General features: G+C 59.6%; 12 protein-coding genes. All 12 read left to right on the top strand.

The features are described 5' to 3' along the window. Positions 1 to 10: 10 nt before the first annotated feature. The 12 genes from LLF79_RS03435 (at position 11) to LLF79_RS03490 (ending at position 14243) form a co-directional block, all read left to right on the top strand. Positions 11 to 769: a molecular chaperone gene (locus LLF79_RS03435; RefSeq protein ID WP_032652515.1), complete on the top strand. Its 759-nt coding sequence runs from the start codon at positions 11 to 13 to the stop codon at positions 767 to 769. Further along, on the top strand, positions 745 to 3129 hold the full coding sequence (locus LLF79_RS03440) for a fimbria/pilus outer membrane usher protein (RefSeq protein WP_227879098.1): 2385 nt from the start codon (positions 745 to 747) through the stop codon (positions 3127 to 3129). The genes LLF79_RS03435 and LLF79_RS03440 overlap by 25 nt, the downstream gene beginning before the upstream one ends. After that, the gene (locus LLF79_RS03445) at positions 3126 to 4091 is read left to right on the top strand and encodes a spore coat U domain-containing protein (protein WP_023293967.1); all 966 of its coding nucleotides are present in this window, start codon (positions 3126 to 3128) and stop codon (positions 4089 to 4091) included. Before LLF79_RS03440 ends, LLF79_RS03445 begins: the two co-directional genes overlap by 4 nt. An 84-nt stretch (positions 4092 to 4175) precedes the next feature. Continuing rightward, on the top strand, positions 4176 to 5843 hold the full coding sequence (tar, locus tag LLF79_RS03450; RefSeq protein ID WP_025912282.1) for a methyl-accepting chemotaxis protein II: 1668 nt from the start codon (positions 4176 to 4178) through the stop codon (positions 5841 to 5843). A gap of 44 nt (positions 5844 to 5887) precedes the next feature. Then, positions 5888 to 7489, top strand: a complete 1602-nt coding sequence (gene tap, locus LLF79_RS03455; protein WP_023344434.1) for a methyl-accepting chemotaxis protein IV — start codon at positions 5888 to 5890, stop codon at positions 7487 to 7489. Positions 7490 to 7508: 19 nt separating this feature from the next. Further along, positions 7509 to 8375: a protein-glutamate O-methyltransferase CheR gene (gene cheR / locus LLF79_RS03460; RefSeq protein WP_008500429.1), complete on the top strand. Its 867-nt coding sequence runs from the start codon at positions 7509 to 7511 to the stop codon at positions 8373 to 8375. Continuing rightward, positions 8372 to 9421, top strand: coding sequence for a chemotaxis response regulator protein-glutamate methylesterase (locus tag LLF79_RS03465; RefSeq protein WP_008500430.1), 1050 nt, complete (start codon positions 8372 to 8374; stop codon positions 9419 to 9421). Before cheR ends, LLF79_RS03465 begins: the two co-directional genes overlap by 4 nt. Positions 9422 to 9438: 17 nt before the next feature. Beyond that, complete coding sequence (gene cheY / locus LLF79_RS03470) at positions 9439 to 9828, top strand: chemotaxis response regulator CheY (RefSeq protein ID WP_008500431.1); 390 nt, start codon at positions 9439 to 9441, stop codon at positions 9826 to 9828. 10 nt (positions 9829 to 9838) lie between these two features. Then, a complete protein-coding gene (cheZ, locus tag LLF79_RS03475; protein ID WP_008500432.1) occupies positions 9839 to 10483 on the top strand; it encodes a protein phosphatase CheZ in 645 nt (214 codons plus the stop codon). A 148-nt stretch (positions 10484 to 10631) separates the two neighbouring features. After that, on the top strand, positions 10632 to 11780 hold the full coding sequence (gene flhB / locus LLF79_RS03480; protein WP_021240449.1) for a flagellar biosynthesis protein FlhB: 1149 nt from the start codon (positions 10632 to 10634) through the stop codon (positions 11778 to 11780). Beyond that, the gene (gene flhA, locus LLF79_RS03485; protein ID WP_008500434.1) at positions 11773 to 13851 is read left to right on the top strand and encodes a flagellar biosynthesis protein FlhA; all 2079 of its coding nucleotides are present in this window, start codon (positions 11773 to 11775) and stop codon (positions 13849 to 13851) included. The genes flhB and flhA overlap by 8 nt, the downstream gene beginning before the upstream one ends. After that, positions 13851 to 14243 (top strand): flagellar protein FlhE, encoded by a 393-nt coding sequence (locus LLF79_RS03490; RefSeq protein ID WP_025912283.1) that lies wholly within the window; start codon positions 13851 to 13853, stop codon positions 14241 to 14243. The genes flhA and LLF79_RS03490 overlap by 1 nt, the downstream gene beginning before the upstream one ends. The last annotated feature ends 22 nt before the right edge of the window (positions 14244 to 14265 follow it).

Here is a 14265-nt window from a genome sequence, read left to right on the forward strand (position 1 = left end):
GAGAGTGTTGATGAAGCCAGTTTTCAGACCTGTTTGTCTGGCGGGCGCGTTGGGAATGGCTGTGGCAACCGGTCAGGCGCAGGCGGCAGCCACCATTCTGCTCTGGCCTATCGACCCGTGGCTTGCGGCAGACGCCAACGCCACGGAGCTGTGGATCCAGAACCAGGGAAACAGCGCCACCACGATGCAGGTGCGTATTGTGCGCTGGAAGCAGGAGGACGGACACGAACGCTACGCCGCGCAGCAGGATGTGGTCGCCAGCCCGCCCATCGTCACGATTGGCACAGGCAGCAAGCAGCTTATCCGTCTTATTAAGCAGGCCCCCGTTCCCGCAGGCGTCGAACAGGCCTACCGCATTATCGTGGATGAAATTCCTCAGCCTGATGCCAAAGCAGAACCCGCCATCGGCCTCAAGTTGCAGATGCGTTACTCCATTCCGCTGTTTGTGTATGGCCAGGGGATCCCGACAATAAAAGAGGGGGCGCATCACGCGCTGGTGGAGACCCGGAACCTGAGCTGGCGGGTGACGCGAGCGGATGGGCAGCCGGTACTGGAGGTTCGGAATCGGGGGGATGTCCATGTCAGGCTGAGCCAGGTGGCGCTGGAGCAGGGAGGGCAGAAACGCACGGTCGCGGAGGGATTGCTGGGTTACGTACTTCCCGGCAGCACCCGCAGCTGGCCGATACCCGCAGGCGTTCGTCAGCCAGAGCGGATGAGCGCGCAGATTAATGCCAGGGACGCACAATGGCAGTCGACGCCCGTCAACTGAAGCCGGCGATGATGATACTGCTTTGCGTCAGTTCCGCGACCTGGGCTGAGCCCGGCGATGACAGCCTTCCGCCGCCGCCCCAGGCACAGGCGATACATGATGAAGCGGTCTTCCAGCTTGCCCTCGTGCTCAACCACTACGATACCGGTCTGGTCGTGCCCGTGACGCAGCGCAAAGGCGCTTTCTTTATCTCCAGCGCTGACCTGCTGCGCGCGGGGCTGCCCCCGGAACATGTTCCTGCCGGAGAGGTGAATCTCTCATCGCTTTCTCAGGTTCGGGTGGAGTACGACAGCGCCGGGCAGCGCCTGCTGCTGACCGTTCCCCGGGACTGGGTCGCATCCCGCGTGACGCCGTTCGGCGCGCAAACGGCGCAGGCCAAACCGCACTTCGGGCGCGGCGCGCTGCTCAATTACGATCTCTACACCAACCACACGGAGCATATCGGCGGACAGGCGTCCCTCTGGCATGAATTCCGCTATTTCAATGAGAACGGCTCGTTTTCCTCCACCGGCTATGCCCGGGAAAATTTCACCGGTAACGACGGTCAGCAGGAAGGGTATGTCCGCTATGACACGACCCTGCTGTTCACGAATGAGGATGACGCAATGAGCTGGAGCGTCGGGGACGTGATCAGCGATGCCCTGAGCTGGAACTCCAGCGTGCGGATGGGAGGGATCAGCGTCGGGCGAGATTTCTCCCTGCGCCCTGACCTGGTGACGTGGCCGCTGCCCGAATTCGCGGGGGAAGCGGCGGTACTCACCTCGGTGGATCTCTTTATCAACGGCTATCGGTCCGGCTCAACCCAGCTTCAGCCGGGCCCCTTCACCCTGACCAATCTGCCCTATATCAACGGCGCCGGGGATGCGGTACTGGTCACGACGGATGCATTAGGGCGCCAGGTCAGCACCACGCTGCCGTTTTACGTCTCCAGCGACCTGCTTAAAAAAGGGCTGAGCGACGGCGCCGTGACGCTGGGCAGCCTGCGGCGTAATTACGGTATCAAGAATTTTGACTACGGCCCGGCGGCAGGCAGCGGTTCGTATCGCTACGGGGTGACGGACTGGCTGACGCTGGAGGGTCATGCCGAAGGGGCGGAGGCGCTGGCACTGGGCGGGGCTGGGACGGTGATTAAACTCGGCCAGTTTGGCGTGGTGAATACCTCTTACTCGCAAAGCCGCATGCGCGGGGAGGCGGGCGGGCAAATCAACTGGGGTTACCAGTACAGCACCAGCGAGTTCAGCGTGGCCACCCAGCACACGCGTCGGGACCGCGGCTTTGGCAATCTGGCCCTGTACGACCAGCCTACGGTGTATGACGAGAACGATAAACCCATCGCCAGCTTCAGCCGCAATACGGACCAGTATTCTCTGACCTTCAACCTGGGACAGTACGGCAACATCGGCGCAGCCTGGATTGACGTGGAGAGTTTTGACAGTCAAAAAACCGAGCTGCTTAATCTCTCATGGAGCCGTAATTTGTGGGGCGCGAGCAGTATTTACCTCGCCGGGAGCCGGGACCAGCAGCGGGGAGACTGGACGGTCGCGCTGTCGCTACAGGTGCCGCTGGGGGCACGCGACAGCGCCGCGTTCACCGTCGAAAACACCCCGGATGCGGGCAACACCCAGCGCATTAACTACAACCATTCCATGCCGTCTGACGGCGGCTTTAGCTGGAACATGGCCTGGGCCAACCAGTCAAAATCCAGTGACTATCAGCAGGGCACGCTGGGCTGGCGTAATAACAATATTGAACTGCAGGGCGGCGGCTACGGCGAAAGGGACATGATGACCTGGTGGGGCGAGGCGATGGGCGCGATTGTTCTGATGGACGGCGAGCTGTTCGCGGCGAATAAGATCAACGATGCGTTTGTGGTCATCAGTACCGACGGTCATCCGGACGTGCCCGTCAGCTATGAGAACCAGCCCGTTGGCAAAACGAATAACAACGGTTACCTGCTGGTCAGCGGGGTGTCGGCGTATTACCCGGCAAGCTACCGCATTGATACCCTGAACCTGCCGGCGGACACCCGGCTGAAAGAGACCGAGCGGCGAATTGCGATTCGGCGTCACAGCGGCTATCTGGTCGATTTCCCGATGGAGCAGGAGAGGGTGGCAAGCGTCATCCTCCACGATGCGCGCGGCCAGGCGCTGCCGGTGGGAAGCCAGGTCCGGCGTGCCTCGCGCAGCAATGCGGTGGTGGGGTATGACGGTATTGCCTGGCTGGAAAACCTTAGCGATGTGAATCCGCTGGAGGTGATCGCGCCTGACGGAAAACGCTGCAAGGTCACCCTGACCGTGGGAGCCAACCCGGAGCACAAGCTGCAAACCTACGGTCCGCTGGTGTGTCGGGAGGCGCCATGACGCGCCTGCTGTTTATGCTTCTGCTGCTGGTGGCCAGCGGCAGTTGGGCTGACTGTCGAGTCAGTACGGTCAACGCCGCGTTTGGGAGTGTAACCTCATTCGCGCTGAGTGGTTCTGGCGAAGTGGCAACCACCGGTACACTGGTCGTAGCCTGTGATGCGCTGGTGAACTTGCTGACCGGGGACACCATCACGCTGAATTTTGTCTCAGCAACCGTTTCGGCCAATGGTCGTGCGACCATGAAGCGCACCGACAACGCGGCCATCACCGATGTGATCCCGACGCGCCTGTGCGGGCAGTCGGGCTGCGCTAACAACAGCGAAGTACAGACCAGTAAAACCTATACCTGGGACAGCAGTACCTTGTTAAATCTGATCGGCGGCAAACAATACAATATCCCTCTCTATTTCCGCACGGTACCGGGGCAAAATGTGACCGCGGGTCCTTATCAGGTGACGCTAAACTTCGATATCACCTATAGAGTCTGCTCGGTGGGCGTGCTCAACGCGTGTTTGTCGGGACTGCAAACCGGAACGAAAGGAACCAGCATCACGTTGGATATGACCGTCACCAACGACTGTAGCGCCATGACCACGCCGGACGTCAACTTCAACAGCGCGCCGCTGGTACAAAGTTTCCCCACCGTCTCACAGGCGATAGCCGTCACCTGTACCAAAGGCAGTACGTATACCATCGGCATTAACAACGGTGCTAACGCGCTGAATAACGTGCGCCGGATGGTAAGCGGCAGTAACTACCTCAGTTATGACATCTATAAAGAAGCCACGGGTAACCGCTGGGGCGGCAGCGGCAGCGAACGCTGGACCAGCGCGACGTCGTCGCAGGTCAGTGCCGACGGTTTACTGCGTACCTACAACTACACCGCGAAAGTGCTGACTAATCAGGCCACGCCACCCGCCGGAACCTACACCGATACGCTGATTGTCGACGTGGCTTTCTAACCCCGCGCTTTTCCCTTTCTCAAATGTAAAGTTCCTGTTGGCTGTGCCGATAACACCGTTAATAAATCTATGAGAAGGTGTTGTATGTTGAACCGTATCCGCGTTGTCACAATGCTTATGATGGTGCTGGTCATTTTCGCACTACTTCAGCTTATCTCCGGCGGGCTTTTTTTCTCGTCATTAAAACAGAACCAGGACAGCTTTGCGGCCTCGAACGATCTCCGCCTGCAGCAGAGTGAACTCACCTCAACGTGGGATCTGATGCTGCAAACGCGTATCAACCTGAGCCGCTCGTCCGCGCGCATGATGATGGATCCCAACAATCAGCAGAGCAGCGCGAAAACCGATCTGCTGAAAAATGCCCGGGCGACACTTGCGGATGCCGCAAAGCATTACGAGGCCTTTAAGAAAATCACCCCGCAGCCTGCGATGGAGCAGGTGAGCCAGAATATCGACGAAAAATACAACGCCTACCATGCCGGTCTGGCAGAGCTGATTCAGTTCCTGGAGAGCGGCAACATGGACGCCTATTTCGCGCAGCCGACGCAGGGGATGCAAAACGCCCTCGGCGCGGCGCTGGGGGAATATGCAAAGGTCAGTGGCGATCTGTATCACTCCGCGTTTGCTGAAAGCCAGAATGACTACCGCTTTGCGAAATGGCAGATGGCGGTGCTGGCGCTGGCGCTGGTCATTGTGCTGATCGCGGTCTGGTACGGCATTCGCCATATCCTGCTGAACCCTCTCGGTCGCGTCATCGCCCATATTCGTGACATTGCCGGCGGTGACCTGACCAAAACGCTGACCGTGTCCGGGCGCAATGAGATCACCGAGCTGGCAAACAGCGTTGACCATATGCAGCGTTCGCTTATCGATACCGTCGCCAACGTGCGTAGCGGCACGGATGCCATCTATACCGGCACCAGCGAAATTGCGATGGGCAATAACGACCTCTCATCGCGCACTGAACAGCAGGCGTCCGCCCTGGAAGAAACGGCGGCCAGCATGGAGCAGCTCACCGCGACCGTGAAGCAGAACGCCGATAACGCCCGCCAGGCGTCTCAGCTGGCGGAAAGCGCCTCCGAGACGGCGCAGCGCGGCGGTCGCGTGGTGGATGGCGTAGTGAAAACCATGCACGACATCGCCGAGAGCTCGAAGAAAATCGCCGACATCATCAGCGTCATCGACGGCATTGCCTTCCAGACCAACATTCTGGCGCTGAACGCCGCCGTGGAAGCGGCGCGCGCGGGCGAACAGGGACGCGGGTTTGCCGTGGTGGCCGGGGAAGTGCGCAACCTGGCCAGCCGCAGCGCCAACGCGGCAAAAGAGATCAAATCGCTGATTGAAGATTCCGTCTCCCGCGTCGATACCGGCTCCGTGCTGGTGGAAAGCGCCGGGGAGACCATGAATGACATCGTGAATGCCGTCACCCGCGTGACGGACATCATGGGTGAAATCGCCTCTGCGTCTGATGAGCAGAGTCGTGGTATCGACCAGGTTGCCCTGGCGGTATCGGAAATGGATCGCGTGACACAGCAAAACGCCGCCCTGGTGCAGGAGTCCGCTGCGGCGGCCGCTGCGCTGGAAGACCAGGCGAGCCGTCTGAAGATGGCCGTCTCGGCGTTTCGTCTCGCTTCACTCGCTGGAAACACGGTCACCCCGCAGGCGACGTACCGCGCGCCAGCCGCTGAAACGGCTGCAAACCGTACGCGTACCGCGGCGACCGGACAAGATGAAAACTGGGAAACATTTTGACTGACAATTAAACCGCGGCTGCTTGCCGCTTGATGGGAGCGTGGATGTTAAATCGTATTCGTATCTCGACCACACTGTTTTTGATTCTGATCCTTTGCGGTGTGTTGCAGGTTGGCAGTAACGGGTTGTCTTTTTGGGCGTTTCGCGATGGCTATCAGAATTTGCAGGACGTTGAGGCGAGTAATCAGCAGCGCTCCGCACTGGCACAAACCCGTGCCGTGCTGCTGCAGGCAAGCACTGCGCTGAACAAGGCGGGAACCTTAACCGCGCTAAGTTATCCGCCGGATGACATTAAGGCGCTGATGGCCACCGCACGCGACAGCCTGAAACAGGCTGACGCACAGTTTAAGGCCTTTGCGGCACAGGCCACCGGCAGCGAGAAAGAGAAAGCGCTGAAGGCCGCCATGAAGACCCACTTTGAACAGTGGTACAGCGATCTCGACCATCAGGCGACGTGGCTTGAGAACAACCAGCTGTCGGACTTTATGACCGCGCCGGTTCAGGCCTCACAGGCGGCGTTTGACGGCAGCTTTGACGCATGGCAGCAGGATATCAATCAGTCTGTTCTGCGCGCCGGTGAAGCAAGCCGCACCAGCTATCACATGTCGGGCGTCATCTTCGGCGTGATGGTGATTCTGGCGGGCTTGCTGACCGGCGCCGCGCTGCTCTGGTCACGCAAAATGATTGTGCAGCCGCTGGCGATTATCAGCAGCCACTTCGACAGCATTGCGAAAGGCGACCTGGCGCGTCCGGTGGCGGTGTTCGGCAAGAACGAAATTTCGGCAATTTTTGCCAGCCTGAAGGCGATGCAGGGATCGCTGAGGGAAACGGTATCCGACGTGCGTCAGGGCAGTTATGCCATGCACACCGGGATCTCAGAGATTGCGGCGGGTAACAACGATCTCTCATCCCGCACCGAGCAGCAGGCGGCCTCGCTGGCGCAGACGGCAGCCAGCATGGAGCAGCTGACCGCGACGGTTAGCCAGAACGCCGATAACGCGCGTCAGGCGTCTGACCTGTCAAAACAGGCGGCGATGACGGCGAAGAAGGGCGGCGACCAGGCGTCCCATGTCGCCAGCACCATGCAGGAGATCGCCACCAGTTCACAGAAAATTGGTGACATCATTAGCGTGATTGACGGTATCGCGTTCCAGACCAACATACTGGCGCTGAATGCTGCCGTTGAAGCGGCGCGTGCCGGGGAGCAGGGGCGCGGGTTTGCGGTGGTAGCGGGTGAAGTGCGTAACCTGGCGAGCCGCAGCGCCAACGCGGCGAAAGAAATTAAGGTGCTGATTGAAGAATCGGTGTCACGGGTTCAGCAAGGCTCTGCCCTGGTGGATACGGCGGCACAAACCATGCACGAAATCGTCACCTCCGTGACGCGAGTGAACGACATCATGGGCGAGATTGCCTCGGCGTCGGATGAACAGCGTCGCGGGATTGAGCAGGTTGCTCAGGCGGTCACCCAGATGGATCAGGTGACGCAACAGAACGCCTCGTTAGTTGAGGAAGCGGCAGCGGCAACCGATCAGCTGGCCAGCCAGGCGGATCGTCTGACCGGGCTGGTCGCGGTATTTAATGTGAAAGAGCACGTTGAAGCAGTAACAGAAGTCGGGCGGTCGCAGGCCGTGCCAGTTGTATCCTGAATGTAATTAAGAAGGCGCTATGACATCACCAATGCCCCCTGGGCAAACGTCATTATTGTTGCAGATGACACAGCGCCTCGCGCTGTCCGACGCGCATTTTCGTCGGATATGTCAGTTAATCTACCAGCGTGCGGGGATCGTGCTTGCGGATCATAAGCGGGACATGGTCTACAACCGTCTGGTGCGGCGCTTGCGTACGCTGGGGCTGGATGATTTTGGTCGCTATCTGAGCATGCTTGAGGCGAACCAGAACAGCGCCGAGTGGCAGGCTTTTATTAACTCGTTAACCACCAACCTGACGGCGTTTTTCCGGGAGGCCCACCACTTCCCGGTCCTGGCCGAGCATGCGCGCCGGCGCACCGGGGAGTATCGCGTCTGGAGTGCGGCCGCCTCGACGGGGGAAGAGCCGTACTCGCTGGCGATCACCCTTGCCGATACGCTGGGGATGGCGCCGGGACGCTGGAAGGTCTACGCCAGCGATATCGATACCGAAGTGCTGGAGAAGGCGCGTAACGGCGTTTATCGCCAGGATGAACTGAAAACGCTGTCGCCGCAGCAGCTGCAGCGTTATTTCATGCGCGGCACGGGCCCGCATGAAGGCCTGGTACGCGTACGCCAGGAGCTGGCGAACTGCGTCGAATTCGCGCCCGTTAACCTGCTGGATAAGCAGTACAACGTGCCGGGGCCTTTCGACGCCATTTTTTGCCGTAACGTCATGATCTATTTTGATAAAACGACGCAACAGGACATTTTGCGTCGGTTTGTTCCGTTGCTCAAGCCTGACGGTTTACTGTTTGCCGGGCACTCGGAAAACTTCAGCAACCTCGTGCGTGAGTTTAGCCTGCGTGGGCAAACGGTATATGCGCTGAGTAAGGAAAAAGCATGAGTAAAATCAGGGTATTGTCCGTCGATGATTCAGCGCTGATGCGTCAGATCATGACTGAAATTATCAATAGCCACAGCGACATGGAGATGGTGGCAACCGCCCCCGATCCGCTGGTAGCGCGGGATTTAATTAAAAAATATAACCCCGACGTGCTAACGCTGGATGTCGAGATGCCGCGCATGGATGGCATAGATTTCCTCGAAAAATTAATGCGGCTGCGGCCCATGCCGGTGGTGATGGTCTCCTCCCTGACCGGGAAAGGATCGGAAATCACCCTGCGCGCGCTGGAGCTGGGAGCGGTGGATTTTGTCACCAAGCCGCAGCTCGGCATTCGCGAGGGGATGCTGGCGTACAGCGAGATGATCGCCGAGAAGATCCGCACCGCGTCGCGGGCAAAGCTTGCCGCCCACACGCCGATGGCCGCGCCTGCGACCCTGAAGGCCGGTCCCTTACTCAGTTCGGAAAAACTGCTGGTCATTGGGGCGTCAACCGGAGGAACAGAGGCAATTCGTCATGTACTCCAGCCATTGCCGCTCTCAAGTCCGGGTATTCTGATCACGCAGCATATGCCGCCAGGCTTTACCCGTTCGTTCGCCGAACGCCTGAACAAGCTGTGCCAGATCAGCGTGAAAGAGGCGGAAGACGGCGAGCGCGTGCTGCCGGGACATGCCTATATCGCCCCTGGCGACAAGCATATGGAACTGGCGCGCAGCGGCGCTAACTATCAAATCAAAATTCATGACGGACCGCCGGTCAACCGGCACCGTCCGTCGGTGGATGTGCTGTTTCATTCGGTGGCGAAACATGCGGGGCGCAACGCCGTGGGGGTGATCCTGACGGGGATGGGCAACGACGGGGCCGCCGGAATGCTTGCAATGCACCAGGCTGGCGCCTGGACGATTGCGCAGAATGAAGCAAGTTGTGTGGTGTTCGGCATGCCGCGCGAGGCCATCAATATGGGTGGCGTGAGCGAAGTGGTCGATCTTAGCCAGGTAAGCCAGCAGATGCTGGCGAAAATCAGTGCCGGACAGGCAATACGTATTTGACTCAGGAGTATTATTTTATGGCGGATAAAGAGCTTAAGTTTTTGGTTGTGGATGACTTTTCCACCATGCGTCGCATTGTGCGCAACCTGCTGAAAGAGCTGGGCTTCAATAACGTTGAAGAAGCAGAAGACGGCGTGGATGCGCTGAACAAGCTGCAGGCGGGCGGGTTTGGTTTTGTGATCTCCGACTGGAACATGCCAAACATGGACGGTCTGGAACTGCTGAAAACCATTCGTGCTGATGCGGGAATGGCGTCCATGCCGGTGCTGATGGTCACGGCAGAAGCGAAAAAAGAGAACATCATTGCCGCTGCACAGGCGGGCGCAAGCGGCTACGTGGTGAAGCCATTCACGGCGGCGACCCTGGAAGAGAAGCTCGGTAAGATCTTCGAGAAACTCGGCATGTGAGGTGTTGGTTATGATGCAACCTGCTATGAAACCCGTTGAAGAACACTCGCCGAGCGACATTATCGTCCGCATCGGCAGCCTGACGCGCATGTTGCGTGACAGCCTGCGTGAGCTGGGTCTGGATCAGGCAATTGCCGAAGCGGCGGAAGCGATTCCTGATGCACGCGATCGTCTGGACTACGTCGTGCAGATGACCGCTCAGGCCGCGGAACGTGCGCTGAACAGCGTTGAAGCGTCACAACCGCACCAGGATGCGATGGAAAAGGGTGCGAAAGCGCTGACCAAACGCTGGGACGAGTGGTTTGAGAACCCAATCGAGCTGGCGGATGCCCGCGAACTGGTGACCGACACCCGTCAGTTCCTGGGGGATGTGCCCGGCCACACTAGCTTCACCAACGCCCAGCTGCTGGACATCATGATGGCGCAGGATTTCCAGGACCTGACCGGTCAGGTGATCAAGCGCATGATGGATGTGATCCAGGAGATTGAGCGCCAGCTGCTGATGGTGCTGCTGGAGAACATCCCGGAACCGGCAGCCCGTCCAAAACGCGAGAACGAAAGCCTGCTCAATGGTCCACAGCTCGACGCCAGCAAGGCGGGCGTGGTGGCAAGCCAGGATCAGGTGGACGACCTGCTGGACAGCCTCGGCTTCTGATGGTCCATTCCGCTTCAGGGGGTTAACGCCGCCTGGGGCGGTTTGCGACAAAATCACCGAAAAGAGCCCGAATAAACGGGCTTTTCCCGCCATTGGATTTCCTCTGCGCTGGCATGATACCCGTGACGTAATGGGCTGAGCGTGCACAGTGGCAGAAGAGAACGACGACAAAACGGAAGCCCCCACACCCCACCGACTAGAAAAGGCGCGTGAGGAAGGGCAGATCCCCCGATCCCGAGAATTGACCTCCCTGCTGATCCTTATCGTAGGGGTGTGCATTATCTGGTGGGGCGGGGAGTCGCTCGCCCGCAAGCTGGCGGGCATGCTCTCAACCGGCCTCCGTTTTGACCACAGTATGGTCAACGATCCGAATCTGATCCTCAGCCAGATTATTCAGCTGATTAAAGGGGCCATGGTTGCGCTGCTGCCCCTCATTACCGGGGTTGTGCTGGTCGCGCTGGTCTCGCCGGTGATGCTCGGCGGTCTGGTCTTCAGCGCCAAATCGCTGCAGCCGAAATTTTCCAAACTCAACCCGCTGCCGGGTATTGCGAAAATGTTCTCTGCCCAGACCGGGGCCGAGCTGCTCAAAGCCATTCTCAAATCGGTGCTGATGGGCAGCTCCGCGGGGTTTTACCTCTGGTACCACTGGCCGGAAATGATGCGTCTTATCAGCGAATCGCCGCTCACCGCGATGAGCAACGCACTGAATCTGGTCGGGCTCTGCGCGCTGCTGGTGGTGCTCAGCATTATCCCGATGGTGGGTTTTGACGTGATCTTCCAGCTCTATACCCACTTCAAGAAGCTGCGGATGTCGCGTCAGGATATCCGTGACGAATATAAGCAGATGGAAGGTGACCCGCACGTGAAGGGGCGCATCCGCCAGATGCAACGTGCCGCCGCCCGTCGCCGCATGATGGACGATGTGCCAAAGGCCGACGTCATCGTTACCAACCCGACACACTATTCCGTTGCGCTGCGCTATGACGAAAACAAAATGAGCGCGCCGAAAGTGGTGGCGAAAGGGGCGGGACTGATCGCGCTGCGTATCCGTGAAATTGGCACCGAACACCGCGTGCCGATCCTCGAAGCCCCTCCGCTGGCGCGTGCCCTGTACCGCCATGCGGATATTGGACAACAGATCCCGGGACAACTTTACGCCGCCGTGGCGGAAGTGCTGGCCTGGGTATGGCAGTTGAAGCGCTGGCGTCTGGCCGGCGGTCAACGGCCTGTGAAACCTGAGAACCTTCCGGTGCCTGCCGCGCTGGATTTTATGAACGAGAAGGACACTGATGGCTAATCTGGTGGCAATGTTGCGCCTGCCCGGCAACCTGAAATCGACCCAATGGCAGATCCTGGCCGGGCCGATTCTGATCCTGCTAATTCTGTCGATGATGGTACTGCCGCTCCCGGCGTTCATCCTCGACCTGCTTTTCACTTTCAATATCGCGCTGTCCATTATGGTGCTGCTGGTGGCGATGTTCACCCAGCGTACCCTGGAGTTCGCCGCGTTCCCGACCATTCTGCTGTTTACCACCCTGCTGCGACTGGCGCTGAACGTGGCGTCCACGCGTATCATCCTGATGGAAGGCCACACCGGGGCGGCAGCGGCAGGTAAAGTGGTGGAAGCGTTCGGCCACTTCCTGGTGGGCGGTAATTTCGCTATCGGTATCGTGGTGTTCGTCATCCTCGTGATCATCAACTTTATGGTCATCACCAAGGGTGCAGGGCGTATTGCGGAAGTGGGCGCGCGCTTTGTGCTGGACGGGATGCCGGGCAAGCAGATGGCGATCGACGCCGACCTGAACGCCGGGCTAATCGCCGAAGATGAAGCCAAAAAGCGCCGTGCGGAAGTGACGCAGGAAGCGGACTTCTACGGCTCCATGGACGGTGCGAGTAAGTTTGTGCGCGGTGACGCCATCGCGGGCATTCTGATCATGGTGATTAACGTGGTCGGCGGCCTGCTGGTGGGCGTATTGCAGCACGGGATGGACATGGGCCACGCGGCGGAAAGCTATACGCTGCTGACCATCGGTGACGGTCTGGTCGCGCAGATCCCGGCGCTGGTGATCTCCACTGCGGCGGGTGTCATCGTGACCCGCGTGAGCACCGATCAGGACGTTGGCGAGCAGATGGTGGGCCAGCTGTTCAGTAACCCGCGCGTGATGCTGCTGGCCGCGGCGGTGCTCGGGTTGCTCGGCCTGGTGCCGGGTATGCCAAACCTCGTCTTCCTGCTGTTTACGGCGGCGCTGCTGGGCCTTGCCTGGTGGATGCGTGGCCGTGAAACCAAACCGGCAGCGGAACCTGTTCCGGTCAAAATGCCGGAGAATAATCAGGCCGTCGAAGCGACCTGGAACGACGTTCAACTGGAGGATTCTCTGGGAATGGAAGTCGGGTATCGCCTGATCCCGATGGTCGATTTCCAGCAGGACGGCGAGCTGCTCGGCCGTATCCGCAGTATCCGTAAAAAATTCGCCCAGGACATGGGCTTCCTGCCGCCGGTGGTACACATCCGCGACAATATGGACCTGCCGCCAGCGCGCTATCGCATCCTGATGAAAGGCGTTGAAATTGGCAGCGGTGATGCCTATCCGGGCCGCTGGCTGGCGATTAACCCCGGCACCGCCGCAGGCACGCTGCCGGGCGAGCAAACCATCGATCCGGCCTTTGGTCTGGCCGCGATCTGGATTGAAAGCGCGCTAAAAGAGCAGGCGCAGATCCAGGGTTACACGGTTGTTGAAGCCAGCACCGTGGTGGCAACCCACCTTAACCACCTGATTGGGCAATTCTCGGCGGAGCTGTTTGGCCGTCAGGAAGCGCAGCAGCTTCTGGACCGCGTCACGCAGGAGATGCCGAAGCTGACGGAAGATCTGGTTCCGGGTGTGCTGACCTTAACCACGCTGCATAAGGTGCTGCAAAACCTGCTCGACGAGAAGGTGCCGATCCGCGATATGCGCACCATTCTGGAAACCCTTGCCGAACACGCGCCAATACAAAGCGATCCGCACGAGCTGACGGCGGTGGTGCGCGTGGCGCTGGGACGCGCCATTACCCAGCAGTGGTTCCCGGGAACCGGAGAGGTGCAGGTTATTGGCCTCGATACGCCGCTTGAGCGTCTGCTGCTGCAGGCTCTGCAGGGCGGAGGCGGCCTGGAGCCGGGCCTGGCGGATCGCCTGCTGGCGCAAACCCAGGAGGCGCTGGCGCGTCAGGAGATGCTCGGCGCGCCGCCGGTGCTGCTGGTGAACCACGCGCTGCGTCCGCTGCTGTCCCGCTTCCTGCGCCGCAGCCTGAGCCAGCTGGTCGTGCTGTCGAATCTCGAGCTGTCGGATAACCGTCATATCCGCATGACCGCGACGATTGGAGGAAAATAATGCGCAAATGGCTATGGATTTTGCTCTTCCCGCTGGCGGCGCAGGCTGCCGGGGAAGGCACCTGGCAGGCAAGCAGCATGGGGGTGACCCTCAGCAACCGCGGTGTTGCCATGTCGTCTGGACCGTTGTCGCCCTCGGAAGGGGTTTCCGGGCAGATGGGCCTGGTGGTCTGGAACTACCGGCTGATTGGCCCTACGCCAGCGGGCCTGCGGGTGCGCCTCTGCTCTCAGACGCGCTGTACGGAAATTGACGGCGAAAATGGGACGACGCAGGCGTTCAGCGGCGTGCCGGCTATTGAGCCTTTGCGTTTCATCTGGGAAGTGCCGGGCGGGGGGCGTTTGATCCCGGCGCTTAAGGTGCAGAGTAATTCTGTCATCGTGAACTATCGCTGACGGTCGAATTATCAGGACTGCA

Origin of the sequence: Enterobacter cloacae complex sp. 2021EL-01169 (assembly GCF_020733125.1) — a bacterium.
GTDB lineage: Bacteria > Pseudomonadota > Gammaproteobacteria > Enterobacterales > Enterobacteriaceae > Enterobacter > Enterobacter roggenkampii.

Bases quoted from the DNA above. Each gene is read 5' to 3' on its own strand.
- cheY (WP_008500431.1), top strand. From the start codon at position 9,439: ATGGCGGATAAAGAGCTTAAGTTTTTGGTTGTGGATGACTTTTCCACC.
- flhA (WP_008500434.1), top strand. From the start codon at position 11,773: ATGGCTAATCTGGTGGCAATGTTGCGCCTGCCCGGCAACCTGAAATCG.
- LLF79_RS03465 (WP_008500430.1), top strand. From the start codon at position 8,372: ATGAGTAAAATCAGGGTATTGTCCGTCGATGATTCAGCGCTGATGCGT.
- LLF79_RS03490 (WP_025912283.1), top strand. From the start codon at position 13,851: ATGCGCAAATGGCTATGGATTTTGCTCTTCCCGCTGGCGGCGCAGGCT.
- LLF79_RS03440 (WP_227879098.1), top strand. From the start codon at position 745: ATGGCAGTCGACGCCCGTCAACTGAAGCCGGCGATGATGATACTGCTT.
- LLF79_RS03445 (WP_023293967.1), top strand. From the start codon at position 3,126: ATGACGCGCCTGCTGTTTATGCTTCTGCTGCTGGTGGCCAGCGGCAGT.
- tap (WP_023344434.1), top strand. From the start codon at position 5,888: ATGTTAAATCGTATTCGTATCTCGACCACACTGTTTTTGATTCTGATC.
- cheZ (WP_008500432.1), top strand. From the start codon at position 9,839: ATGATGCAACCTGCTATGAAACCCGTTGAAGAACACTCGCCGAGCGAC.
- cheR (WP_008500429.1), top strand. From the start codon at position 7,509: ATGACATCACCAATGCCCCCTGGGCAAACGTCATTATTGTTGCAGATG.
- LLF79_RS03435 (WP_032652515.1), top strand. From the start codon at position 11: ATGAAGCCAGTTTTCAGACCTGTTTGTCTGGCGGGCGCGTTGGGAATG.
- tar (WP_025912282.1), top strand. From the start codon at position 4,176: ATGTTGAACCGTATCCGCGTTGTCACAATGCTTATGATGGTGCTGGTC.